This window comes from Mycobacterium sp. pR1184, assembly GCF_041287235.1.
Taxonomy (GTDB): Bacteria; Actinomycetota; Actinomycetes; order Mycobacteriales; family Mycobacteriaceae; genus Mycobacterium.
Genome location: NZ_JBGGKR010000016.1, coordinates 106,524 through 130,285, shown reverse-complemented (window position 1 = coordinate 130,285; position 23,762 = coordinate 106,524). Strand labels below are relative to the sequence as shown.

Annotated in this window: 20 protein-coding genes and 1 pseudogene; 11 read left to right on the top strand and 10 right to left on the bottom strand. The window is 68.4% G+C overall.

The genetic code is table 11. The features are described 5' to 3' along the window. Window positions 1-25: 25 nt before the first annotated feature. A complete protein-coding gene (locus ACAG21_RS24425; protein ID WP_370498833.1) occupies window positions 26-1,501 on the bottom strand; it encodes an amino acid permease in 1,476 nt (491 codons plus the stop codon). Between the two features lie 62 nt (window positions 1,502-1,563). Here ACAG21_RS24425 and ACAG21_RS24420 point away from each other — a divergent pair, with 62 nt between their 5' ends. Beyond that, window positions 1,564-2,985, top strand: coding sequence for an FAD-dependent oxidoreductase (locus tag ACAG21_RS24420; RefSeq protein WP_370498832.1), 1,422 nt, complete (start codon window positions 1,564-1,566; stop codon window positions 2,983-2,985). Here ACAG21_RS24420 and manA read toward each other — a convergent pair. The 4 genes and pseudogenes from manA to ACAG21_RS24400 all read right to left on the bottom strand — a co-directional run bounded on the left by manA (window position 2,963) and on the right by ACAG21_RS24400 (window position 7,253). Beyond that, the gene (gene manA, locus ACAG21_RS24415) at window positions 2,963-4,189 is read right to left on the bottom strand and encodes a mannose-6-phosphate isomerase, class I (protein ID WP_370498831.1); all 1,227 of its coding nucleotides are present in this window, start codon (window positions 4,187-4,189) and stop codon (window positions 2,963-2,965) included. The genes ACAG21_RS24420 and manA overlap by 23 nt on opposite strands. Before the next feature lie 8 nt (window positions 4,190-4,197). Next, window positions 4,198-5,309 (bottom strand): annotated as a pseudogene (locus ACAG21_RS24410) (TobH protein). Then, the gene (locus tag ACAG21_RS24405) at window positions 5,306-6,703 is read right to left on the bottom strand and encodes a phosphomannomutase/phosphoglucomutase (RefSeq protein ID WP_370498830.1); all 1,398 of its coding nucleotides are present in this window, start codon (window positions 6,701-6,703) and stop codon (window positions 5,306-5,308) included. Before ACAG21_RS24405 ends, ACAG21_RS24410 begins: the two are co-directional and overlap by 4 nt. A gap of 67 nt (window positions 6,704-6,770) precedes the next feature. Next, window positions 6,771-7,253: a DUF3499 domain-containing protein gene (locus ACAG21_RS24400; RefSeq protein WP_370498829.1), complete on the bottom strand. Its 483-nt coding sequence runs from the start codon at window positions 7,251-7,253 to the stop codon at window positions 6,771-6,773. Window positions 7,254-7,426: 173 nt separating this feature from the next. Between ACAG21_RS24400 and ACAG21_RS24395 the strand changes: the two genes are divergently transcribed. Then, the gene (locus tag ACAG21_RS24395) at window positions 7,427-7,849 is read left to right on the top strand and encodes a metallopeptidase family protein (RefSeq protein WP_370498881.1); all 423 of its coding nucleotides are present in this window, start codon (window positions 7,427-7,429) and stop codon (window positions 7,847-7,849) included. An 18-nt stretch (window positions 7,850-7,867) separates the two neighbouring features. Here ACAG21_RS24395 and ACAG21_RS24390 read toward each other — a convergent pair whose 3' ends face one another. Beyond that, a complete protein-coding gene (locus ACAG21_RS24390) occupies window positions 7,868-8,239 on the bottom strand; it encodes a WhiB family transcriptional regulator (protein ID WP_370498828.1) in 372 nt (123 codons plus the stop codon). A 289-nt stretch (window positions 8,240-8,528) separates the two neighbouring features. Here ACAG21_RS24390 and cofD point away from each other — a divergent pair, with 289 nt between their 5' ends. Genes cofD through ACAG21_RS24370 form a run of 4 tightly spaced genes read left to right on the top strand, consistent with a single transcriptional unit; the run spans window position 8,529 to window position 13,006 of the window. Then, the gene (gene cofD, locus ACAG21_RS24385) at window positions 8,529-9,518 is read left to right on the top strand and encodes a 2-phospho-L-lactate transferase (protein ID WP_370498827.1); all 990 of its coding nucleotides are present in this window, start codon (window positions 8,529-8,531) and stop codon (window positions 9,516-9,518) included. After that, a complete protein-coding gene (locus tag ACAG21_RS24380; protein ID WP_370498826.1) occupies window positions 9,515-10,876 on the top strand; it encodes a coenzyme F420-0:L-glutamate ligase in 1,362 nt (453 codons plus the stop codon). Before cofD ends, ACAG21_RS24380 begins: the two co-directional genes overlap by 4 nt. 10 nt (window positions 10,877-10,886) lie before the next feature. Beyond that, window positions 10,887-12,470: a class I SAM-dependent methyltransferase gene (locus ACAG21_RS24375; protein ID WP_370498825.1), complete on the top strand. Its 1,584-nt coding sequence runs from the start codon at window positions 10,887-10,889 to the stop codon at window positions 12,468-12,470. Then, the gene (locus ACAG21_RS24370; protein ID WP_370498824.1) at window positions 12,467-13,006 is read left to right on the top strand and encodes an NUDIX hydrolase; all 540 of its coding nucleotides are present in this window, start codon (window positions 12,467-12,469) and stop codon (window positions 13,004-13,006) included. Before ACAG21_RS24375 ends, ACAG21_RS24370 begins: the two co-directional genes overlap by 4 nt. A 91-nt stretch (window positions 13,007-13,097) precedes the next feature. Here the strand turns inward: ACAG21_RS24370 and ACAG21_RS24365 are convergent, their stop codons facing one another. The 3 genes from ACAG21_RS24365 to rfbD are packed head-to-tail and all read right to left on the bottom strand — an operon-like array spanning window position 13,098 to window position 15,985. Continuing rightward, window positions 13,098-14,177, bottom strand: a complete 1,080-nt coding sequence (locus ACAG21_RS24365) for a sugar phosphate nucleotidyltransferase (RefSeq protein WP_370498823.1) — start codon at window positions 14,175-14,177, stop codon at window positions 13,098-13,100. A gap of 1 nt (window position 14,178) precedes the next feature. After that, entirely contained in the window at window positions 14,179-15,075 is an 897-nt protein-coding gene (locus tag ACAG21_RS24360) for a glycosyltransferase family 2 protein (RefSeq protein ID WP_370498822.1), read from the bottom strand. Continuing rightward, window positions 15,068-15,985: a dTDP-4-dehydrorhamnose reductase gene (rfbD, locus tag ACAG21_RS24355; RefSeq protein ID WP_370498821.1), complete on the bottom strand. Its 918-nt coding sequence runs from the start codon at window positions 15,983-15,985 to the stop codon at window positions 15,068-15,070. Before rfbD ends, ACAG21_RS24360 begins: the two co-directional genes overlap by 8 nt. A gap of 84 nt (window positions 15,986-16,069) precedes the next feature. Here rfbD and ACAG21_RS24350 point away from each other — a divergent pair, with 84 nt between their 5' ends. The 5 genes from ACAG21_RS24350 to ACAG21_RS24330 all read left to right on the top strand — a co-directional run bounded on the left by ACAG21_RS24350 (window position 16,070) and on the right by ACAG21_RS24330 (window position 22,120). Further along, window positions 16,070-17,536: an LCP family protein gene (locus tag ACAG21_RS24350; protein ID WP_370498820.1), complete on the top strand. Its 1,467-nt coding sequence runs from the start codon at window positions 16,070-16,072 to the stop codon at window positions 17,534-17,536. After that, window positions 17,524-18,240: a TIGR03089 family protein gene (locus ACAG21_RS24345; protein ID WP_370498819.1), complete on the top strand. Its 717-nt coding sequence runs from the start codon at window positions 17,524-17,526 to the stop codon at window positions 18,238-18,240. The genes ACAG21_RS24350 and ACAG21_RS24345 overlap by 13 nt, the downstream gene beginning before the upstream one ends. A 150-nt stretch (window positions 18,241-18,390) precedes the next feature. Next, entirely contained in the window at window positions 18,391-18,672 is a 282-nt protein-coding gene (locus ACAG21_RS24340; protein WP_370498818.1) for a DUF1490 family protein, read from the top strand. An 11-nt stretch (window positions 18,673-18,683) separates the two neighbouring features. Continuing rightward, on the top strand, window positions 18,684-20,858 hold the full coding sequence (gene ctpC, locus ACAG21_RS24335; protein ID WP_370498817.1) for a manganese-exporting P-type ATPase CtpC: 2,175 nt from the start codon (window positions 18,684-18,686) through the stop codon (window positions 20,856-20,858). 128 nt (window positions 20,859-20,986) lie between these two features. Beyond that, window positions 20,987-22,120 (top strand): PPE family protein, encoded by a 1,134-nt coding sequence (locus ACAG21_RS24330; RefSeq protein ID WP_370498816.1) that lies wholly within the window; start codon window positions 20,987-20,989, stop codon window positions 22,118-22,120. Here ACAG21_RS24330 and ACAG21_RS24325 read toward each other — a convergent pair. Then, complete coding sequence (locus ACAG21_RS24325) at window positions 22,071-23,729, bottom strand: AMP-binding protein (protein ID WP_370498815.1); 1,659 nt, start codon at window positions 23,727-23,729, stop codon at window positions 22,071-22,073. The genes ACAG21_RS24330 and ACAG21_RS24325 overlap by 50 nt on opposite strands. Window positions 23,730-23,762 lie beyond the last annotated feature (33 nt).

Sequence of the window (23,762 nt, the reverse complement as noted above, 5' to 3'; positions counted from 1 at the left end):
GGCGCTGATTTGTAAAGCAGATCGATTAGGTCTGCTGGACGGCCAACCGACGACCCTGCATCGAGTGGCGATATCCGTAGCCGAGATAGATCGCGGTCCCGACCACCAGCCACACGCCGAACCGGACCCAGGTCAGGGCGGTGAGGTTGAGCATCAGCCAGACACACGCACAGATCGAGGCGATCGGCAGCAGCGGCACCCACGGCGCGCGGAAGCCCCGCTCCAGGTCCGGGCGGGTGCGGCGCAAAACGATGACCCCAGCGGAGACCAGGACGAACGCGAACAGCGTGCCGACGTTGACCATCTCCTCGAGCTTGCTGATCGGGAAGACCGACGCCGTCGCCGCGACCACCAGCGCGACCAGCACGGTGATCCGGACCGGCGTCCCGCGCGAACCGGTCTTGGCCAGCGACCGCGGCAACAAGCCGTCGCGCGCCATCGCGAACAGGACCCGGCACTGCCCGAGCACCAGCACCATCACGACGGTGGTCAACCCGGCCAGTGCCCCGATGGCGATGATCTTGCTCGCCCAATCGATGTGATTCGCAGTGAATGCGGTGGCCAGGTTTGCCGGCTTGCCGCCGGGGACGGTCTTGAGCTGGGTGTAGGAAACCATGCCGGACAACACAACTGAGACGGCGACATAGAGAACGGTCACGACGGCCAGCGACGCCAGAATCCCGCGCGGCACGTCACGCTGCGGATATTTGGTCTCCTCGGCCATGGTCGCGACGATGTCGAACCCGATGAATGCGAAGAACACGATCGACGCCCCGGCGAGCACGCCGTACCACCCGTAGTGGCTGCTGTGCGCCCCGGTGAGCAGCGACAGCACCGACTGGTTGATGCCGCTCGCCTGATGCCCGGCTTCCGGCTTGGGGATGAACGGCGAGTAGTTGGAGCCCTTGATGTAGAAGGCACCGACCAGTACGACGAAGATGACCACCGACACCTTGATGCCGGTGATCACCGCCGAAACCCGGGACGACACTTTGGTGCCCGACGCGACCAGGGTGGCCACCACGGCGACGATCAGCAGCGCACCCCAATCGATGTTGACCGACCCCACGTCGACGGTGCCACCGCCGAACCGGAACACGGTGCCCAGATAACTGGACCAGCCCTTGGACACCACGGCGGCACCAATTGCCAACTCCAGCAACAGATTCCAGCCGATGATCCACGCCAGGAACTCACCGAAGGTGGCATAGGAGAAGGTGTACGCGCTGCCCGCGACGGGCAGCGTCGAGGCGAATTCGGCATAGCACAGCGCCGCCAGCGCGCAGGTGGTCGCGGCGATCAGGAACGAGATCCAAATCGCGGGGCCGGTGATATCGCCAGCGGTCGACGCGGTGACCGTGAAGATGCCCGCGCCGATCACCACCGCGACGCCGAAGACCATCAGGTCCCACCAGGTGAGTACTTTGCGGAGCCGAGTCTCCGGCTCGTCGGTGTCCTCGATGGACTGTTCGACTGACTTAGTACGCCATCGGTTGGACATATGCCCGCCTCTCGTTAACGTCAGAAGCCATTGGACCGCACAGTACTGGGTACTCCCCCCGGATGCCGGACTGCGCACCGACGCGAGACCACGCCGTCGTGATCGGCGCGAGCATCGCGGGTTTGTGCGCCGCCCGGGTGCTTGCTGACTGGTATTCGCAGGTCAGCGTCTACGAGCGCGATGAACTACCGAACACCCCGGCACATCGCGCGACGATTCCTCAGGACCGCCATCTGCATCTGCTGATGGCGCGCGGGGCCTGCGAACTCGACTCCTTGTTCCCGGGCCTGCTCGAGGACATGGTGGCCGCGGGGGTGCCGATGCTGGAAAACCGCCCGGACTGCATCCACCTGGGTGCGGCGGGCCATGTCCTCGGGACGGGCCACACGCTGCGCGACGAATTCACCGCCTACGTGCCCAGCCGGCCGCACCTCGAGTGGCAGTTGCGCAGCCGCGTCCGCGACATCGACAACGTCACGATCGTGCGCCGATCGGTCGCCGAACCGCGGTTCGACGCGGCACGACAGCGGGTGACCGGTGTGGTGCTGGACCCCAAGGACGAGGCCGGCGGCGAGCCGGAATTCGTGCCCTCCGACCTGGTCGTCGATGCGGCGGGTCGGGGCACTCGGCTGCCGGTGTGGTTGACGCAGTGGGGGTATCAGCGGCCCATCGAGGAGAGCCTGGACATCGGCATCAACTACGCCAGCCACCAGTTCCGGATCCCCGAGGGATTGATCCCGGAGAAGGTGGTGGTGGCCGGCGCCTCCCACGACCAGTCGTTGGGGATGGGCATGCTGTGCTACGAGGACGGCACCTGGGTGCTGACCACCTTCGGCGTGGCCGGCGCGAAACCACCGACGACGTTCCCGGACATGGTCGCGCTGGCCATCAAGTTGCTCCCGGCGCACTTCACCGACGCGCTGACCGGCGCCACACCCGTTGGCGCACCGGCATTTCACGCCTTCCCGACCAGTAGATGGCGCCGCTATGACAAGCTGGACCGCTTCCCGGCCGGCATCGTCGCATTCGGGGACGCCGTGGCCAGCTTCAATCCCACCTTCGGGCAGGGCATGACGATGACGTCGCTACAGGCGGGTCACCTGCGGCGGGCCTTGGGAACCGCGCAGGAAGACTTAGCCGGCGAGCTCCACCGGGCGACCGCCAAGACGACCTATCCGGTGTGGACGATGAACGCGATCGGCGACGTCGCTTTTCACCACGCCGGCGCCAGCGCTCCGATCCCCTGGTGGTGGCGGCCGACGGGAGCACTGTTCGACCAATTCCTCGGCGCCGCCGAGACCGAACCCGTGCTCGCCGAATGGTTTTTGCGCCGCTTCTCGCTGCTCGACAGTCTCTATATGGTTCCACCGCCGCGGATCGTCGGCCGGACCATCGCGCACAACGTGCGGCTGTGGCTGCGCGAGCGCCGCGAGTCGCGTCAGGCCGCCCAGGGGCCGGCCGTCACAAACCTACGGTCGCCCTGAACAACTTAGCGGGCTGGTGCGCGACCAGCCCCACCGGTCCGTCGTCGGCGGCGACCCACGCCGCCATCCCGCGCTGCAGCGTCAATGAGCCGGACTTTCCGTGCAAGACCGCGGAACCCTCGGCGCACAACAGGATTTGCGGACCGTCATGGTGTGGTGACGCGTCGACTTCGTGGCCGAGGTGTTCGCCCTCAAGGGTCAGCAGCGCCACCGCGAACTCGGCGGCCGGGGTGTCGTAGATAAGCCCGAGGCCCTCTCGGTGCACGTGCGGCCGCAGCTGTGCCTCGGCGGTGGGCGCGAAGTCCAGCACCCGCAGCAATTCGGGCACGTCGACGTGCTTGGGCGTCAGCCCGCCGCGTAACACGTTGTCGGAGTTGGCCATTACCTCGATCGCGAACCCGCGCAGATAGGTGTGCAGGTTGCCGGCCGGGATGTAGAGCGCATCGCCCGCGGCGAGGCTGATCCGGTTGAGCAACAACGACGCCAGCACGCCGGCGTCCCCGGGGTAGCGTTCGCCGAGTTCGAGCACCGTCTTGGCCTCACCCGCGAATTCCGTTGCGCCGGAACTGACGTACTGAATGGCGCCGTCGATCACCGCGGACACCAGCACATCGACGTCGGGCTGCGGTGCGGTGATCCAGGTGGTGAACAGCGCGCGCAGACCGTCGGCGTCGGACTGGTCGTTCAGCAGTTCGATGTAGGGGTCGAGGTCGGTGACGGCCAGCGCGCGCAGCAACTCGATGGTGGCCGATGCCTGACGGAATCCGGCGAGTGCCTCGAACGAGTGCAGAGCCACCAACAACTCGGGCTTGTGCGACGTGTCGCGGTAGTTGCGGACCGGCGAGGCCACCGGGATGCCCAACTTTTCCTCGCGCAGGTAACCCTCGATCGCCTGTTCGGCACTCGGATGCGCCTGCAGCGACAGCGGTTCGTCCGCGGCGAGCACCTTGACCAGGAACGGCAGCACGTCACCGAACCGTTCGCGCGACGCGGAGCCGAGCTGTCCCTCCGGGTCGGCGGTCACCGCCTCCAGCAAGGACAGTTCGCCCTGCTCGGTCTCCAGGAAGGCCGGATCCCCCGGATGTGCGCCGAACCAGAGTTCCGCCTCGGGGTGAGCCGCGGGCACCGGACGCCCGGTGAATTCGGCCAGCGCGGTACGCGATCCCCACGCGTACGTCCGTACAGCACCGCGAAGCAGTTCCACTTGTCTATCTATCCCCGCACCAGTCGCAAGTAAACGGCGGCCATCTCCAGCCGAACGGCCAATACTGCCAGTTGCTGTTCGGGGCGGGTCGCTCCTCCTGGCGCCACCGACCCGACCAGGCCGCCGGACCCGCCCACGCCGCCGGGCGCTTCGGGCACGTCGTGCGCCGCGATCAGGTAGACCTCGTCCAGCCCGGCCACCCGAGCGGCCACCACTGTCCGGTCGTCCGCCAGCGTGAACGCCAGCACCCGCATCCGCTCGGGCAACGGCCCGTCGATTTGTTCGTCGTGAAAGAGTGCATCCACCGGCGGTCGGCCGGCACCGACATGGACGGGCTCGCGCAGCGCCACCACCGCGTCGGCCAGCCCGGTGGCGGCGACCACCTGGTGCGCGATCCGCAACAGCTGCGAACTGCCATGCCGGGCCAGCGCCAGCGTCGCGAGACAGTCACCTGCCAGCACCACCGGGTGGTGCGATAAGCGCGCGGCGATCATCTTGGCCGGGTTGGTGAACAGGTCACGGCTCGCGCTGTTGCGCAGCGCCTCGGCATCCAGCTCGTCGGCGAGCGCCGGCAGGTCGATGTCCAGCCGGGGGTCAACGGTTTGCAGCGTCGCCAAGCCGGCGGCCAGGTACCGCGACAGGCCGAACTGTCGGGAAACCACAGCCGCGGCGCCAGCGCCGCGGCGCGCCCGGCCGTGGAGTCGCGCAGCGGACCTTCGTAGGGCGCGACGACGACCACCCGTGCGCCGCGGCGCACCCCGGTCGCGGCGGCACCGACCAGGGCCGGGTCGCCGGGGTCGTCGCCGGCGACGATCAGCACGTCGAGCGGACCCACCCACGGCGGGGCCTCGCTGACCAGCACGATCGGTGCCGACGCCGCGGCGCCCTGCGTCGCGGCCAGCATCGCCCCGGCCGTCTCGGCGGTGCCGCGGCCGGCCACCCAGATCACGCTGCGCGGCCGGTCGCCGGTGCGTAGCGAGTCCAGGGCGCCCTCTTCGGTCGCGGCGGCAATCGCGCGCACCTGCGCGCCGGCCGACGAGGCGGACCGCAACAGGCCCTGCCGGTCGGCGGCGATCAGGCCGTCGCTGTCTTCGAGATCGATCGCCCGGGTTGCGTTCACGGCACACCCTCATTGCGCTGCGCCTGGCCGGCGATTTCGGCGCTGATCTCGGTGACCATCGCTTCGACGTCCTCGGTCGTGCGGCCCTCCGCGTTCAGCCGCAGCAGCGGCTCGGTGTTGGAGGTGCGCAGGTTGAACCAGCTGCCGTCGCCCAAGTCCACCGTCACCCCGTCCATGTGGTCGATGGAGTGGATCCGGCTGCCGAACGACTTCAACACCGCGTCCACGCACTGTGCGGCGTCGGCCACCTTGAAATTGATCTCACCGGACGACTCGTAGCGCTGGTAGTCCGCGGTCAGCTCGGACAGCGGCCGGTCCTGCTCACCGAGGGCGGCCAGGACGTACAGCGCGGCCAGCATTCCCGAGTCGGCGCCCCAGAAGTCACGGAAGTAATAGTGCGCGGAATGCTCGCCGCCGAAGATCGCGCCGGTTTCGGCCATCAGGCCCTTGATATAGGAGTGTCCGACGCGCGAGCGCAGCGGTGTGCCGCCGCGCTCGGCGACCAGCTCGGGCACCGCGCGCGAGGTGATCAGATTGTGGATGACGGTGGCGCCGATTTCGCGGCCGAGCTCGCGCGCGGCGACCAGGCTCGTCACCGTGGACGGAGAGACCGGCATCCCGCGCTCGTCGACCACGAAGCACCGGTCGGCGTCGCCGTCGAACGCCAACCCGATGTCGGCGCCGGTCTCGCGGACGTAGAACTGCAGATCCAGCAGGTTGGCCGGGTCGAGCGGGTTGGCCTCGTGGTTGGGAAACGACCCGTCGAGCTCGAAGTACAACGGCAACAACGTGATCGAGTCGATCGGGCCGAGCACTGCCGGTGCGGTGTGGCCGGCCATGCCGTTGCCGGCGTCGACCGCCACCCGCAGCGGCCGCAATCCGGAGGTCGCCACCAGCGACCGCAGGAACTCGCCGTAGTCGGACAGCACATCGCGATCGGTGATAGACCCCGGCTTCCCGTCGTAGCCGCCGACTCCGGCGATCAGGTCTTCGGTGATCACTTTCAGCCCGGTATCCGCACCGACCGGTTTAGCACCGGCCCGGCACAGCTTGATGCCGTTATAGGCGGCGGGGTTGTGGCTGGCGGTGAACATCGCGCCGGGGCAATCGAGTGATCCCGAGGCGAAATACAGCTGATCGGTCGAGGCCAACCCGATCCGCACCACGTCCAGGCCCTGGCTGGTCACCCCGGCCGCGAAGGCAGCGGCGAGCGACGGCGAGCTATCGCGCATGTCGTGTCCGATCACCACGCGTTGCGCGCCTTCGCCGCGCATCAGCGCGGCGAAGGCTGCCCCGACATCGGCAACCAGCGACTCGTCGATCTCCTCGCCGACCAGCCCACGGATGTCATAAGCCTTGATGACACGGTGGACAGTCGCGGCGGGCCGAGACATGCGGGGCCTCCTTGACGCCGTGGATTGATTTGCCTCTTGGCGTCAGCCTATCGGCCCGAGCGGTCCCCTAGTCGGACGGATCGGGCAACACCCGCAGATGTCCGCGGCGGCGACCGGACCGCTTTTCCGGCGTCGCGAGCAGATGGCTGCTGGGCGCGGTGGCCTGCACTCCGGTGTGATGCAGATGCGCAGCGGTGGGGGTACCTCCCGCTTGCGGGGGAAATCCGTTCAACGGCATGCCGGTACCACCGGCGTGCGGCAAGGACGCGTTGCCTGCACCGCGTTCGCGCACGGCGTCGGCAAGCGCGACCAGGTCGTCTTCATCGGGATTCGTGGGCTCCGAATTCAGGGGCCCGGCGTGGCGCACCAGATCCCATCCGCGGGGGGCCGTGATGCGGCCGGCGTGGCCGACGCACAAGTCCCACGAATGCGGTTCGCGCGCGGTCGCCAACGGGCCCACCACTGCCGTCGAGTCCGAGTAGACGAACGTCAGGGTCGCCACGGCGTAGTGCGGGCACCCTGGCCGGCAGCAGCGACGGGGAACGTTCACGTCGGAAAGGCTATCGTGCGCAAACGCCGCCGAAGCGCCGGACACGCGCATCCGTTCGGGCCACGATGTCCAACCGTTACCATCGGCGCGTGGGTGATTCGCGCAGTTTCCCGCGCAACGGACGGCCGTCGGGCCGAACGCCCGGACACCGGGCAACTCGGCGCGGGCGCGATATGCGCGGTCCTTTGCTGCCGCCGACGGTGCCGGGGTGGCGCAGCCGGGCCGAGCGATTCGACATGGCGGTGCTCGAGGCCTACGAACCCATCGAGCGGCGCTGGCAATCACGGGTGTCGGAACTCGACGTGGCAGTCGACGAAATCCCACGCATCGCCGCCAAGGATCCGGCCAGCGTGCAGTGGCCGCCCGAGGTCGTCGCCGATGGACCGATCGCGCTGGCCCGTTTGATCCCCGCCGGGGTCGACGTTCGAGGAAACTCGACGCGGGCGCGAATTGTGCTGTTCCGCAAGCCCATCGAACGACGCGCTAAAGACACCGTCGAACTTGGCGAATTACTGCACGAGATTCTGGTGGCGCAGGTGGCCATCTACCTCGACGTCGAACCGACCGTCATCGACCCGACGATCGACGACGAATAACCCACGCGGGTTCGCCGGTCAGATGATGCCGCGCTTGAGGCGGCGGCGCTCCCGTTCGGAAAGGCCACCCCAGATGCCGAAGCGCTCGTCGTGTGCCAGCGCGTACTCCAGGCACTCATGACGTACCTCGCAGCCCAGGCAGATCTTCTTGGCTTCGCGAGTCGATCCGCCCTTCTCCGGGAAGAAGGCCTCCGGGTCGGTCTGCGCGCACAGCGCGCGGTCCTGCCATTGGTCCGGGGTGAGCTCGGGCTCCGGCAACGGCTCGGGCTCGAATGCGCTTGGCGCATCAGGGACCACGGTCAAGTGGGGTCGGGTAATCGGCGCCGGCGCGGAGCTGATCGTGGCGCGCTCAGTGCTTGGCATGACGCCCCATAGGTGCTCGTAAGACATGCGTCGTACGCCTCCTCAGCTGGTCTTTGAGAGAGTGGTTGTGTCCCGCTGTTCTGATGTAACAGACAATTCGAACAAGTGATCGAATCCCGGTCTGCGACACCGGAACCGGCCGGCCAACCGAAAATGACACTGATGTGATTAGACACGGGTTAATCTGCCGGGTCAAGCGTTTCGGCGCATTTCCATACCATCTCGTGATCAGTTTCCGGCGTTTCTGTTATTTCGGGCCTTCGGCGTGTCCGTCACAAACCCTCGCCAAAGATCCCGGCCGGTACTGTCGTCCGGTGTGAAGGTCACCGTTCTGGTCGGTGGAGTCGGCGGCGCCCGGTTCCTGCTGGGTGTTCAACAATTACTCGGGCTGGGTCAGTTCGCAACCGGGGGAGAAACTTCCGACCACGAGCTGACCGCCGTCGTGAACATTGGCGACGATGCCTGGATCCACGGGGTTCGGGTTTGTCCGGATTTGGACACCTGCATGTATACCTTAGGTGGAGGCGTAGACCCGGAGCGCGGGTGGGGCCATCGCGACGAAACCTGGCACGCCAAAGAGGAATTGGCGCGCTACGGCATGCAGCCCGACTGGTTTCAACTCGGCGACCGCGATTTGGGCACCCATCTGGTGCGCACCCAGATGCTCAACGCCGGCTACCCGCTCTCGCAGATCACCACGGCGTTGTGCGACCGCTGGCAGCCCGGCGCGCAGCTGGTGCCCGCCAGCGACGACCGCTGCGAAACACATGTGGTGATCACCGATCCGGCCGACGACAGTCGGCGCGCGATCCACTTCCAGGAGTGGTGGGTGCGCTACCGGGCCGACGTGACAACCCACAGCTTCGCCTTCGTCGGCGCTGAAACGGCCAGTGCCACAACCGATGCCCTCGACGCGATCGGCAACGCCGAGATCATCATGCTGGCCCCGTCCAATCCCGTGGTGAGCGTCGGCGCGATCCTGGCCGTGCCGGGTATTCGCGGCGCCTTGCGGGCGGCGTCCGCCCCGATCGTCGGCTACTCCCCGATCATCGGCGGAAAACCGTTGCGCGGCATGGCTGATGCCTGCCTCGAGGTGATCGGGGTCGAGTCCACCGCCGAAGCGGTCGGCGGATATTACGGAGCACGTAGCGGCACCGGGATCTTGGATTGCTGGCTGGTGCACGAGGGCGATCACGCCGACATCGACGGCGTCGCGGTGCGGGCGGTGCCGCTATTGATGACCGATCCGAAGGCGACGGCCGAAATGGTCCGGGCCGGACTGGATATTGCGGGCGTGGCGCCGTGACTCGTTCGCCCAGGGAGCACGGCACCGCCGCGACGATCGAAATCCTGCCCGTCACCGGGCTTCCGGAGTTCCGCCCCGGCGACGATCTCGGCGCCGCGGTCGCCGCCGCCGCCCCATGGCTGCGCGAGGGCGACGTCGTCGTGGTCACCAGCAAGGTGGTGTCCAAGTGCGAGGGCCGGCTGGTGAGCGCGCCCGAGGACCCCGAGGAGCGTGACGAGCTGCGGCGCAAACTGGTCGACGATGAGGCGGTGCGGGTGCTGGCCCGCAAGGGCCGCACGCTGATCACCGAGAACTCACTGGGGCTGGTGCAGGCCGCCGCCGGCGTCGACGGATCCAACGTCGGCCGAAGCGAACTCGCGCTGCTGCCCGTCGACCCCGACGGCAGTGCCGCGGCCCTGCGCGACGCGCTGCGCGAGCAGCTCGGCGTCGACGTCGCGGTGGTGATCACCGACACCATGGGCCGCGCCTGGCGCAACGGTCAGATCGACGTCGCGATCGGCGCGGCGGGACTGGCTGTGCTGCACGGCTATTCGGGCGCGGTCGACGAGCACGGCAACGAATTGGTGGTCACCGAGATCGCAGTGGCCGACGAAGTGGCCGCCGCGGCCGATCTGGTCAAGGGCAAGCTGACCGCGATGCCGGTGGCCGTCGTGCGCGGGCTGACCGTCGTCGACGACGGCACCACGGCGCGCCAGTTGTTGCGGCCCGGACCGGAGGATCTGTTCTGGCTCGGCACCGCCGAAGCCATCGAGATGGGCCGCCGCGAAGCCCAGCTGCTGCGCCGGTCGGTGCGCCGGTTCAGCGCCGAACCGGTGCCGCCGGAGCTGATCGAGGCGGCCGTCGCCGAGGCGCTGACCGCACCGGCCCCGCACCACACCCGCCCGGTGCGGTTCGTCTGGCTGCGCACCGCGGCCACCCGGACCCGGCTGCTCGATCGGATGAAGGACAAGTGGCGCACCGACCTGGCCGGTGACGGAAAGCCGGCCGACGCGATCGATCGGCGGGTGGCGCGCGGCCAGATCCTCTACGACGCACCCGAGGTCATCATCCCGATGCTGGTGCCCGAGGGCGCCCACACCTATTCCGACGATGAGCGCACCAATGCCGAGCACACCATGTTCACCGTCGCGGTCGGCGCGGCCGTGCAGGCATTGTTGGTCGCGCTGGCCGTTCGGGGGGTGGGCAGCTGCTGGATCGGCTCGACGATCTTTGCCGCGGATTTGGTCCGCGCCGAGCTGGAGCTGCCGCCCGATTGGGAGCCGTTGGGCGGCATCGCGATCGGCTACGCCTCCGAAGATGCACGGCCCGAAGGGCCGCGCGACCCGGTGGATCCCGGAGATCTGCTGATCCGCAAGTGATACTGACCCGGTGAAAACGTTCGCGGGCAAGGCGGCCGCATCTGCCGACAAGGTTCGCGGCGGCTACTACACACCGGTGTCGGTGGCGCGGTTTCTGGCCCGCTGGGTACGTGAGGCCGGACCCCGCATCCTGGAGCCCTCGTGCGGTGACGGCCGGATCCTGCGCGAGCTGGCCGCGCTCAGCGAGCAAGTACACGGTGTGGAGCTCGTGTCACACGAAGCGCTCAAGGCACGACGCTTCGCTCCCGTCGACGCCGCGAACCTGTTCAGCTGGGTCGCCCGCAACGAGGCGACCGGCTGGGACGGGGTGGCGGGCAATCCGCCGTACATCAGGTTCGGCAATTGGGCGTCCGAGCAACGGGAGCCGGCGCTGGAGCTGATGCGCCGTGCCGGGCTGCGCCCCAGCAGGCTGACCAATGCCTGGGTCCCTTTCGTCGTCGCGAGCACCGTAATGGTGCGCGACGGCGGACGGGTGGGTTTGGTATTGCCCGCCGAATTGCTGCAAGTCAGTTATGCCGCGCAATTGCGCGAATTTCTGCTCGCGCAATACCGTGAAATCACTCTGGTCACATTTCAGCGGCTGGTTTTCGACGGCATCCTGCAAGAAGTCGTGTTGTTCTGCGGGGTGGCCGGTGCCGGGCCCGCGCGAATCCGGACGATCGATCTCGCCGATGCCGACGCGCTCGCGCAGGCGAGCCTCGACGGCGACGCCGCACCCGCGCTACTGCACGAGAAGGAGAAGTGGACCAAGTATTTCTTGGACCCCGCCGCGATCCGGCTGCTGCGCACGCTCAACCGGTCCGACGACTTGACGCGGCTCGGGTGCATCGCCGACGTCGACGTCGGCATCGTGACCGGCCGCAACAGCTTCTTCACCTTCACCGACGCACAAGCCCGCGAGCTGGGCCTGGGAGCACACTGCGTCCCGCTCGTCTCGCGCAGCAGCCAGCTCAGCGGCCTGGTCTACGACACCGATTGCCGGGCAAGCGATATCGCGGCCGGCCAGCGGACCTGGCTGCTCGACGCCCCGGAGCAGCCCGCCGATCCCGCGCTGATCGCGCACATCGACGCCGGTGAGGCAGCCGGGGTTCACCTCGGCTACAAGTGCTCGATTCGCGCGCCGTGGTGGCGAACCCCGTCGCTGTGGTTTCCCGATCTGTTCCTGCTGCGCCAGATTCACCTGGCCCCGCGGCTGGCCGTCAACGCCGCCGCGGCGACCAGCACCGACACCGTACACCGGGTGCGGCTGCGCGGCTGTCCCGGAAGCGACCCGGCGGCGTTCGCGACGGTGTTCCACAACAGCGCGACATTCGCCTTCGCCGAGATCATGGGCCGTAGTTATGGTGGAGGCATCTTGGAACTCGAGCCGACCGAAGCCGAGCAGCTGCCCATTCCAGCCCCGGCGCTGGCCGGCACCGACCTGGCCGCAGATGTGGATCTGCTGCTGAAGGCCAACGAAATCGAGAAGGCCCTCGACACCGTCGACCGTCATGTGCTGATCGACGGGCTCGGCTGGTCACCCGGTGTCGTCGCGCAGTGCCGAGCGGCCTGGCACACGCTGCGCGACCGCCGGACCAGGCGCGGCGCCCGGTGAGCATCCGCGATTCGGCCATCTCGGTGCTCACCGACTGGCGGGCACCCGACCCGACGCAGGAGTCGCTGCGGCACGCCGTGCTGGCGTTCGTGCACGGTCGCCCCGACGCCTGCCGCCGCGAGTGCGAAGCCGGCCACGTCACGGCGTCGGCGATCGTGTTCGACGACACCGGCACCCAGGTGTTGCTGACCCTGCATCCCCGGCTGGGCCGCTGGGTCCAGCTCGGGGGCCACTGCGACGATGACGACGCCGACATCGTGACCGCGGCGCTGCGCGAAGCCGTCGAGGAGTCCGGCGTGCCCGACCTGCGCATCACACCGGAGCTGGCCGCGATTCACGTCCACCCGGTCACCTGCTCGTTGGGCGTCCCGACCCGGCATCTGGACCTGCAATTCGTCGCGCACGCGCCCGCCGGTGCGCAGATCGCGATCAGCGAGGAATCCGACGACTTGCGGTGGTGGCCGGCCGACGCGCTGCCACCCGGCACGGATTACGCGCTCGCACACCTGGTTTCGCGAGCGCGCGCGACGGGATGAACCGGCGAGTGTGCGGCTAGCTTCACACTCGAAGCCGAATGTGCGGCCAGCTTCACACTCGCGGACGATGGCGACGCGAGCGCGATCACCGTCAGACGTCGCTGGAGTAGCGGATCCCGCCGTCGGGAATCGAGACACCCGGCCAGACCCGGGCGCCGCGCAACAGCTCGCAGCGCGCACCGATGTCGGCGCCGTCGCCGATCACCCCGTCGCGGATCAACGCGCGCGGACCGATCCGGGCCCCGAAGCCGACGATCGAGCGCTCCACCACGCTGCCGGCCTCGATCTTGACGCCGTCGAAGATCACCGCGCCGTCCAGCCGCACGCCGGGACCGATCTCGGCGCCGCGCCCGACGACCGTGCCGCCGATCAGCACCGCGCCGGGCGACACCGCCGCGCCTTCGTGTACCAGCTTCTCGCCGTGATGGCCCTGCAGCGCGGGCGACGTGACGATGCCGCGCACCAGGTCCGACGATCCGCGGACGAAGTCGTCCGGGGTGCCCATGTCCCGCCAGTAGGTGGCGTCGACGTAGCCGCAGAACTTGACGTCGGGGTCCGACAGCAACGCCGGGAACACCTCGCGCTCGACCGACACCGGCCGCCCGCGCGGAATCCGGTCGATGATGCTGCGCTCGAAGACGTAGGTGCCGGCGTTGATCTGATCCGTCGGCGGATCCTCGGTCTTCTCCAGAAAGGCCAGGACGCGGTTGTTCTCGTCGGTCGGCACGCAACCGAAGGCACGCGGATCACTCACCCGCACCAGGTGCAGCGTCACGTCGGCCTCGTTGGCCCGGTGCGAGTCCACCAGCTGGCCGAGGTCGGCGCCGGAGAGCACATCGCCGTTGAAGATCAGCGCGGTGTCGTGGCGCAACTTGTCCGCGATGTTGGCGATGCCACCGCCGGTCCCCAGCGGTTCCTCCTCGGTGACATAGTCGATCTCCAGACCGAGCGCAGACCCGTCCCCGAACTCCGCTTCGAACACCCCGGCCTTGTACGAGGTGCTCAGGATGACGTGCTGGACGCCGGCCGCGGCGATGCGCGACAACATGTGGGTGAGAAACGGCACCCCGGCCGTCGGCAGCATCGGCTTGGGCGCCGACAGCGTCAGCGGCCGCAGGCGAGTGCCCTTACCGCCGACCAGAATCACCGCATCCACTGAAGAAATCGCCAACTCAGCGCCGCCTTTCTGCCGACTTCTCCGCACGCTGCCGGCGCGAGTTGCGCACCATCAGAGCCGAGCGCAGCGCCAACGAGGCCCGCAACACCCAGCGCAGCGGAGCCAGCCACCATCCGGTATGCCGGTCCGCCAGAAAGATATAGGTGCTGCGGTGATGCGCAGCGAGGTGGCTGGCCGGATCGTCCCCGGTGGAATGGCCCTTGTGGTGCAGCACTTCGGCGGACGGCACATAGACGTTGAGCCAGCCGGCCTTGCCGAGCCGGTCGCCGAGGTCGACGTCCTCCATGTACATGAAGTAGCGCTCGTCGAATCCGCCGATCTGACCGTAGGCCGAACGGCGCAGCAGCAGACACGATCCCGAGAGCCAGCCCACCGCCCGTTCGCTGGGCTCGAGCCGCTCCTGGCGGTAGGCCGCCGTCCAGGGATTGCGCTTCCAGAACGGCCCGATCACCGCGTGCATGCCGCCGCGGATCAGGCTGGGCAGGTGGCGCGCCGACGGATACACCGAGCCGTCCGGGTCGTGGATCAGCGGGCCCAGCGCGCCGGCCTGCGGCCAGCGAGCGGCGGCCTCGAGCAGCGCGTCGATGCTGTTCGGGCCCCACTGCACGTCGGGGTTGGCCACCAGCACCCAGTCGTCGATCTCCCCGCGCTCGGACAGATACTCGATCGCGCGGTTCACCGCGGTGCCGTACCCGAGATTGCCTCCGGTGCTGAACAGCCGCACGTTCGGATAGCGCTGCACCGCCGCCTGCGGGGCGCCGTCGGTGGAACCGTTGTCGGCCATCAGGACGCTGACCGGACGCTCCGTCGCCAGCGACAGCGAAGCCAGAAAACGTTCGAGATGGTGGCCCGGCGAATAGGTCACCGTCACGACCGGCAGGACATCAGTCACGCGTAGAGGTTATCGGTCGTTCGGCCGGGACAGGCCCCCCAGAGGAGGCGCGCGCGGCCAGCGCGGCGACAAGCGCTGGGCGCCAGGGCCTTAGCGGCGTCATGCCCGCCGCCGCCGACTGCCGGCTCGACAACGCCGAATAGGTCGGGCGGGGTGCAGGACGGGGAAATTCCGCGGTGCTCACCGGGTGCACCCGCTCGGGGTCGGCGCCGCACTCCTCGAATACCGCGCGGGCCAGGCCGAATCGCGAGACGGCGCCCTCGTTGGCAGCGTGCAGGATCGGCCCGGGCACGCCGTCGTCGGCGATCTGCAGCAGTGCGGCGGCCAAATCGGCGACGTAGGTGGGCGAGCCGACCTGATCGTCGACGACCTTGATCGGGCCGTCACCGGCCGCGAGCTTGCGCATGATCGCGACGAAGTCCTTGCCGGTGCCGCCGGTATACACCCAGGCGGTGCGGACCACTGCGCACTGCGAGGCATCCGGCAGCGCCGCCAGCACGGCGACCTCGCCGGCGCGCTTGCTGCAGGCGTAGACGCCGCGCGGCGAGGTCTCGTCACCGGGTTCGAACGGGTGCGGATCCGCGTAATCACCGGCGAAAACGAAGTCGGTCGAGACGTGGATTAGCCGGGCGCCGACCCGCGCGCAGGCCCGCGCGATGTGCGCCGGCGCGGCCTCATTGACCGCGTACGCACGCGCTTCGTCGCTCTCGGCGCCGTCGACATCGGTGTAAGCGGCGCAATTGATCACGACATCGCCGCTTCTCACGATCGCCTCGGCGGCGGCCGGGTCGGTGATGTCCCACTGCGCGGACGTCAGCGCGAGGACGTCACGCTCCTGCTCGACGCCATGGGCCGCCAAACACCCGCCCAGCTGGCCACCGGCTCCGGTGACAACGATCCTGCCCGACATGGTTCGAGTCTGGCATGTCCGGGAAAGCTCGGGCCACGCCGCTGCTGGCTACCCGGGAAGCGCCTGTGTCGCAAGTAACCTAGTGTGATGCCTGTGCATCGTGTGGTTCGTGTTGTTGCCACTGTGCTAGCCGTCGTCGTCGTTCTCGGCACCGGTGTGGCGTGGAACAACGTCCGAGCATTCGAAGACGGCATCTTCCACATGTCCGCCCCGTCGCTGGGCAAGGGTGGCGACGACGGCGCGATCGACATCCTGCTGGTCGGCCTGGACAGCCGCACCGACGCGCACGGCAACCCGTTGACCGCCGAGGAGCTGGCGACGCTGAAGGCCGGTGACGAGGAAGCCACCAACACCGACACCATCATCCTGGTCCGGATACCGAACAACGGGAAGTCGGCCACCGCGATCTCCATTCCGCGCGACTCCTATGTGGTGGCGCCCGGTCTGGGCAAGACGAAGATCAACGGGGTCTACGGCCAAACCCGGGAAGCCAAGCGGGCCAACCTGGTCAAGGCCGGCGATTCGGCCGAGGACGCCGCCACTCAGGGCACCGAGGCCGGCCGCGAGGCCCTGATCAAGACCGTCGCCGACCTCACCGGCGTCACCGTCGACCACTACGCCGAGATCGGGCTGCTGGGCTTCGCTTTGATCACCGACGCGCTCGGTGGCGTCAATGTGTGCCTCAAAGACGCTGTATACGAACCGCTTTCGGGTGCAGACTTCCCGGCCGGTCCGCAAAAGCTGGACGGCGCCGAGGCGCTCAGCTTCGTGCGTCAGCGCCACGACCTGCCGCGCGGTGACCTCGACCGGGTAGTGCGCCAGCAGGTCGTGATGGCTTCGCTGGCGCACCGGGTGATCTCGGGCCAGACGTTGTCCAGCCCCGGCACGCTGAAAAAGCTGGAGGCCGCGGTGCAGCGCTCGGTGGTGATCTCCCAGGGCTGGGATGTCATGGATTTCGTCCAGCAGCTGCAGAAGCTGGCCGGCGGCAACGTCGCCTTCGCCACCATCCCGGTGCTCGACGGAGCCGGCTGGAGCGACGACGGCATGCAGAGCGTGGTCCGGGTGGACCCGCACCAGGTTCAGGACTGGGTGGCCAGCCTGTTGCACGACCAGGATCAGGGCAAAACCGAACAACTGGCCTATACACCCGCCAAGACCACCGCCACCGTCGTCAACGACACCGACATCAACGGACTGGCGGCTGCAGTGTCAGATGTCTTGAGCTCCAAGGGATTCACCACCGGCGCGGCGGGAAACAACGACGGCGGCCACGTCAAATCCAGCCAGGTGCGCGCCAACAAGCCCGACGACATGGGAGCCCAGGAAGTCTCCAAGGAGCTGGGCGGGTTGCCCGTCGTCGGAGATGCGTCGCTGGCACCGGGATCGGTCCGGGTGGTGCTGGCCAACGACTACACGGGACCGGGCTCGGGCCTGTCCGGCAGCACCACCGCACCGGCACGGGTGACGAACCAATCGGCCACCGATCCAAATGTTCCCGCGCCCTCACCGATCCTGACGGCCGGCAGCGACAAGCCGGAGTGCATCAACTGACCACGCTATCCGGGGCGATCCTCGATCCGATGCTGGCCGCCGACCCGGTCGGCCCGCGCATCACCTATTACGACGACGCCACCGGCGAGCGCATCGAGTTGTCCGCGGTGACCCTGGCCAACTGGGCGGCCAAGACCGGCAACCTATTACGCGACGAGTTGGGCGCGGGCCCGGACAGCCGGGTGGCCATCCTGTTGCCGGCGCATTGGCAGACCGCGGCGGTCCTGTTCGGGGTGTGGTGGATCGGCGCCGAGGCAGTGCTCGAAGGGCCGGGCGACCTGGCGCTGTGCACCATCGAACGGCTCGACGAGGCCGACACTCTGGCAGCCGGTGGCGAGGTCGCGGTGTTGTCGCTGGATCCATTCGGTCGGCCCGCACCCGACCTGCCGATCGGCGTCACCGACTACGCCACCGCGGTGCGGGTGCATGGCGACCAGATCGTCGCCGAACGCCAACCCGGTCCCGCGCTGGCCGGCCGCTCCGTCGCAGCGGTCCTGGCTGACTGTGAGAGCTCGGCGGCGGCAAGGGGTTTGACGGCCAAGGATCGGGTGCTTTCCACCGCCGCGTGGCTGGGCCCCGCCGAGTTGGTCGACGGCCTGCTGGCGATCATGTCGGTCGGGGCTTCGTTGGTGCAGGTGGCCAACCCCGATCCGGCGGCGCTGCAGCGCCGCGTCGAGACCGAGAAGGTCACCCGCGTCCTCTGACTATACATATTGATATCGCTATACATCGATGTTAATTTCGTGGAAGCATCAGGTGGACGGCGCGGGAACTCGGCTGTTTTCGTCGCCGACGGCACGACTATCTGATAATGGTTGTCATTAACGACTGCGGGCGGGAGAAGGGATCAGCCGATGGCGGTATACGGGCTACTGGCAAAGGCGGCGGGAACGGTGTTCACCGGTCTGGTCGGAGTGACCGCCTACGAGGTCGTCCGTAAGGCCGTGGCCAAGGCGCCGCTGCACCAGACCGCCGTGGCGACCGCGGAGCTCGGATTGCGCGGCACCCGCAAAGCCGAAACGGCCGCGGAGTCGGCGCGTCTGCGGCTCGCCGATGTGATGGCCGAAGCCCGCGAGCGCATCGGCGAGGAGGCGCCCACCCCGACCGTCGGCGACGCCCACGATCACGACCACTGATCGCGCTCGCCATGAGCCTCGCGATCGTTGAAGACATCGCAACCGCCAAAGACCCTTCCCTCGATGTACTTTCGGATGCGGCTGGCCGCATGCGGGTTTCGGTCCCGTGGGTGCGTACGAGCTCTCGGCGGGCCGTCGCGGTCGAAGAGGCCGTGGCCAGGCAGACCGGCGTGCGCGCCGTGCACGCGTACCCGCGCACCGGATCGGTCGTCGTCTGGTATTCACCGCGCCGCTGCGATCGCGCCGAGGTCCTGTCCGCGATCGGCAGCGCGAAACATGTTGGCGCCGAACTGATTCCAGCGCGTGCGCCGCATTCTTCGGAGATCCGCAATTCCGAGGTGCTGCGCATGGTGATCGGCGGCCTGGCACTGAGCCTGCTCGGGGTGCGCCGGTACGTGTTCGCCCGGCCACCGCTGCTCGGCGCGAGCGGGCGGGCGGTCGCCACCGGGGTCACGATCTTCACCGGCTACCCGTTCCTGCGCGGCGCGTTGCGTTCGCTTCGATCCGGCCGGGCCGGTACCGATGCGCTGGTCTCGGCTGCGACGGTCGCCAGCCTGATCCTGCGCGAGAACGTGGTCGCGCTGACCGTGCTGTGGCTGCTCAACATCGGTGAGTACCTGCAAGATCTGACGTTGCGACGCACCCGGCGGGCGATTTCGGAGCTGCTGCGCGGCAGCCAGGACACGGCGTGGATCCGGCTGCCGGACGGCAACGAAGTCCAGGTTCCGATCGACAGCGTCGAGATCGGCGACGAGGTGCTGGTGCACGACCACGTCGCGATTCCGGTGGACGGCCAGGTCGTCGACGGCGAGGCCGTCGTCAACCAATCCGCGATCACCGGGGAGAACCTGCCCGTGAACGTCGGTGTGGGCACCCACGTGCACGCCGGGTCGGTCGTGGTGCGCGGACGTGTCGTGGTGCGCGCCGAGGCGGTCGGCAAGCAGACCACGATCGGGCGCATCATCACCCGCGTCGAGGAGGCACAGCACGACCGGGCCCCCATCCAGACGGTCGGCGAAAACTTCTCTCGCCGTTTCGTTCCCACCTCGTTCATCGTCTCGGCGATCACGCTGGCGATCACCGGGGACGTGCGGCGTGCGATGACCATGCTGTTGATCGCCTGCCCGTGCGCGGTGGGCTTGGCCACCCCGACCGCGATCAGCGCGGCGATCGGCAACGGCGCGCGCCGCGGCATCCTGATCAAGGGCGGATCGCACCTCGAGCAGGCGGGCCGGATCGACGCGATTGTATTCGACAAGACCGGTACCCTCACCGTCGGACGTCCAGTGGTCACGAATATCGTTGCCATGCACAAGGATTGGGAGCCCGAGCAAGTTCTGGCTTATGCGGCCAGCTCGGAGATCCACTCGCGACATCCGCTGGCCGAGGCCGTCATCCGCTCCACCGAGGAGCGCCACATCAGCATCCCGCCACACGAGGAGTGCGAGGTGCTGGTCGGGCTGGGCATGCGGACCTGGGCCGACGGCCGCACCCTGCTGCTGGGCAGCCCGTCGCTGCTGCAGGCCGAGAAGGTCAAGGTGTCCAAGAAGGCCAAGGAGTGGGTCGACAAGCTGCGCCGCGAGGCCGAGACCCCGCTGTTGCTCGCGGTGGACGGCACCCTGGTCGGTTTGATCAGCCTGCGCGACGAAGTCCGGCCCGAGGCCGCCGCTGTGCTGACGCAATTGCGCGCCAACGGGATTCGCCGCATCGTCATGCTCACCGGCGATCATCCGGACATCGCGCGCGTGGTCGCCGACGAGCTGGGAATCGACGAGTGGCGCGCCGAGGTGATGCCGGAGGACAAGCTCACCACGGTGCGCGAGCTGCAGGGCGAGGGCTACATCGTGGGCATGGTCGGCGACGGCATCAACGACGCGCCCGCCCTGGCCGCCGCCGACATCGGGATCGCGATGGGCCTGGCCGGCACTGACGTGGCCGTCGAGACCGCCGACGTGGCGCTGGCCAACGACGACCTGCATCGCCTGCTCGACGTCCGGGACCTGGGCGCCCGCGCCGTCGACGTCATCCGCGAGAACTACGGAATGTCCATCGCCGTCAACGCCGCCGGGCTGATCATCGGCGCGGGCGGCGCGCTGTCCCCGGTGCTGGCCGCGATCCTGCACAACGCGTCGTCGGTTGCCGTGGTGGCCAACAGTTCTCGCCTGATCCGCTACCGCCTCGCCTGAAGGCCGGCCGCCGGCCGAGCATTGCCGGGGCAAACAGTCGAAGAATTTTCTCCAGTCCGCACGCAACCTGGTTACTACCCCGTTAATATTCCCAGCAAATCGTCGCGCTTAACTAAACGGGATACGACATGGACTTCGGATTGCTGCCGCCGGAGGTCAACTCCGGGCTGATGTACACCGGGCCGGGGGCAGGGCCGATGCTGGCCGCCGCAGCGAGCTGGGACGCGATAGCCGCCCAGCTGGAGTCCGCCGCCAGCGGCTGCTCGTCGCAGAGCGCGGCCCTGGCCGGCCAGTGGTTGGGCCCGTCGTCGGCGCGCATGGCCGCCGCGGCCACCCGCCACGTCGCGTGGCTACAACTCAGCGCCGCCCGGGCCGCAAAGGCTGCCGCCCAAGCCTATTCGGCGGCCGCCGCCTACGAGACGGCGTACGGGATGACCGTGCCGCCGCCGGTGGTGGCGGAAAACCGCCTGCGGCTCACCGCCCTGGTCGCGACCAACTTTCTCGGGCAGAACACTCCGGCCATCGCGGCCACCGAAGCCCAGTACATGCAGATGTGGGTGCAAGACGCCACCGCCATGTACGGGTACGCCGTTGCGGCCGAAACCGCGAGCAGCCTCGAACCGTTCGACGAACCCCAGCAGAGCACCAATCCGAACGGGCAACAAGACCAGGCCGACGCGGTGGCCCGGGCCGCGATACAACAGCTGAGCTCAACGGCCCACGTCATCGCGGGCGACACCGTCAACGTGGCCCCCGGCGGTGCGGTCATCGACCCCGGCGTCACGGTCACCGCCAGCGCCGGCTACCCCATCGCCTTCACCAAAGGTGCCTCGTTCGAGGCCATCACCTCCCTGACGGGCACCTTCGCCAACGGGAATGCCTTCACCCTTGGTCCCGGCACGACCGGTGGACTTGCCTTTGACGGCACCATTACCAGCGGCACCTTCCTCGTGATAGATCCCGTCGGCCCGCCACTCCCCCTTAGCGGTGCTTTCACCGTCCCCGGCGCCGGCATCATCGCCGGGGGCGGCGTCAACGTCACGCTCGACGCCAGCGGCCTGGTTACCGCCGTCAACACCGGCACCATCGTCACCGGTCCCGCCGTCCTTACCCCCGTCGTCACCCCCGCCGCCTCGGGCACGTCCGGCGCGGTGGCGGCGGCGCCGTTGGCCTCACCTGGCCTGGCCGGAACCGCGGGAATTCAACCGCAGCTCAACGTCGAGGGACTGATTCAATGGGCCGAGGGTCTCGCGGCCGGTTAGATGAAGCGGGCCCTTGCTGCGTGTTCAGCATGCGCTTGAGCACCTTGCCGCCCGCGTTGCGGGGCAACTCGTCGACGAACAGCACATCACGCGGAATCTTGAAGCGCGCCAACCGGTTTCGGATATATTCCTGGACGTCGTGCTCGGTCAGCGACGCGCCGGGCCGCAGCACGATGTAGGCGCGCAGGCGCTGGCCGAACTCCTCGTCGGCAACCCCGATCACCGCGACGTCCGCGATGTCGGGGTGGTGCTCGAGCGCATCCTCGACCTCACCCGGGTACACGTTCTCCCCGCCGGAGACGATCATCTCGTCGTCGCGCCCGTCGACGAACAGCCTGCCGGCCCGGTCGAAATGACCGACGTCGCCGGTGGATATCAGGCCCTGGATCGACTCCTTTTGGCCGCCGGTGCTGTATCCCTCGAAGGCCAGGATGTTGCCGACGAAAATCCGCCCCGTTGTTCCCGCGGGTGCTTCCTGCCCGTCGTCGGTGTAGACCTTGACGACCGACCCAGGCGCCACCGAACCGACGCAGCCCGGCTCGGCGGCCAGATCGGCGGGCGTGGCGATGGTCGCGTAGGCGACCTCGGTCGAGCCGTACATGTTGTAGACCACGGGGCCGAATGCCTCGAGCGCACGGGTGGCCAGCGCGGCGCCCAGCTGGGAGCCGCCGATGAACACGATGCGCAGCGACGACAGATCGTGTTCGGCCAGCGCCGCCGGGCCCAGATCGAGGATGCGCCGCAGCATGGTGGGAACGACGATCATGGCACTGGCACGATGTGCGGCCACGCTCGCCACGGCCTGCTCGGGATCGAAGTGGCGGCGCAGTACCAATGTCGAGCCCAGCACCGTCGCGTACATCGCCTGGCTGAATCCATTCGAATGAAACAGCGGCACACAGCATTCGGTGACCTCGCGGCCCCGGAAGGGCACTTTGCCGAGAAGTCCGCCGACCGGGATCAGCGAGTAGGGTTCCGAACGTACCGCCCCCTTGGGGACGCCCGTCGTCCCGCTGGTCGAGATGACGATTTTGGGACGGCCGCCGGAACGCGGCGGCGCAGCGGGGTCGCCGCGTTCGATCAGCCCCTCGAGCGTGTCGGCCGCGGGCGTTTCCGCCCACGCGCGCAGCCGGCCCAGCCTGGGGTGCACGCCCGCGACGACGGTGGCGTACTCCTCGTCGTACACCAGCAGGTCGGCGCTCTCGCGGGCCACCATCTCGGCGAGTTGCACGCTGCCGAAGCCGGTGTTGAGCAGCAGGATGCTCGCGCCGCATTTGCCGGCGGAAAAGACCGCTTCCAAAAAGCCACGGTGGTTGCCCACCAGGATGGCCACGCTGGTGCCCGGGCCGAGGCCTAGGCGACGCCACTCGTTGGCCAATGCGTTGGTCCGCCTGTCCAGGTCGCCGAAACTGAGCGGACCGTGCTCGTCGATCAGCGCCAACCCCTTGGGGTCTCGCCCGGCGGTGATCGCCGTCGCCGCACCCAGCAGGCCGTAGCGTTGCACCGCACGCAGCATCGGCACCATCGCACTCGGTGGAATCAACCTCAGTCCGCCAGATCGCGCGTACCACAACAGCGACCGGGCTTCCAGCCCGAGGCGTTTGATCATGACATGGATGCTGCCCGGGCGGGCGGTCGTCGA

Excerpts from the sequence above, each read along its gene's own strand:
- ACAG21_RS24390 (WP_370498828.1), bottom strand. The coding sequence starts at position 8,239 with ATGTCTTACGAGCACCTATGGGGCGTCATGCCAAGCACTGAGCGCGCC.
- ACAG21_RS24330 (WP_370498816.1), top strand. The coding sequence starts at position 20,987 with ATGGACTTCGGATTGCTGCCGCCGGAGGTCAACTCCGGGCTGATGTAC.
- ACAG21_RS24395 (WP_370498881.1), top strand. The coding sequence starts at position 7,427 with ATGCGCGGTCCTTTGCTGCCGCCGACGGTGCCGGGGTGGCGCAGCCGG.
- ctpC (WP_370498817.1), top strand. The coding sequence starts at position 18,684 with ATGAGCCTCGCGATCGTTGAAGACATCGCAACCGCCAAAGACCCTTCC.
- ACAG21_RS24325 (WP_370498815.1), bottom strand. The coding sequence starts at position 23,729 with ATGATCAAACGCCTCGGGCTGGAAGCCCGGTCGCTGTTGTGGTACGCG.
- ACAG21_RS24340 (WP_370498818.1), top strand. The coding sequence starts at position 18,391 with ATGGCGGTATACGGGCTACTGGCAAAGGCGGCGGGAACGGTGTTCACC.
- ACAG21_RS24405 (WP_370498830.1), bottom strand. The coding sequence starts at position 6,703 with ATGTCTCGGCCCGCCGCGACTGTCCACCGTGTCATCAAGGCTTATGAC.
- ACAG21_RS24420 (WP_370498832.1), top strand. The coding sequence starts at position 1,564 with ATGCCGGACTGCGCACCGACGCGAGACCACGCCGTCGTGATCGGCGCG.
- rfbD (WP_370498821.1), bottom strand. The coding sequence starts at position 15,985 with ATGTCGGGCAGGATCGTTGTCACCGGAGCCGGTGGCCAGCTGGGCGGG.
- ACAG21_RS24425 (WP_370498833.1), bottom strand. The coding sequence starts at position 1,501 with ATGTCCAACCGATGGCGTACTAAGTCAGTCGAACAGTCCATCGAGGAC.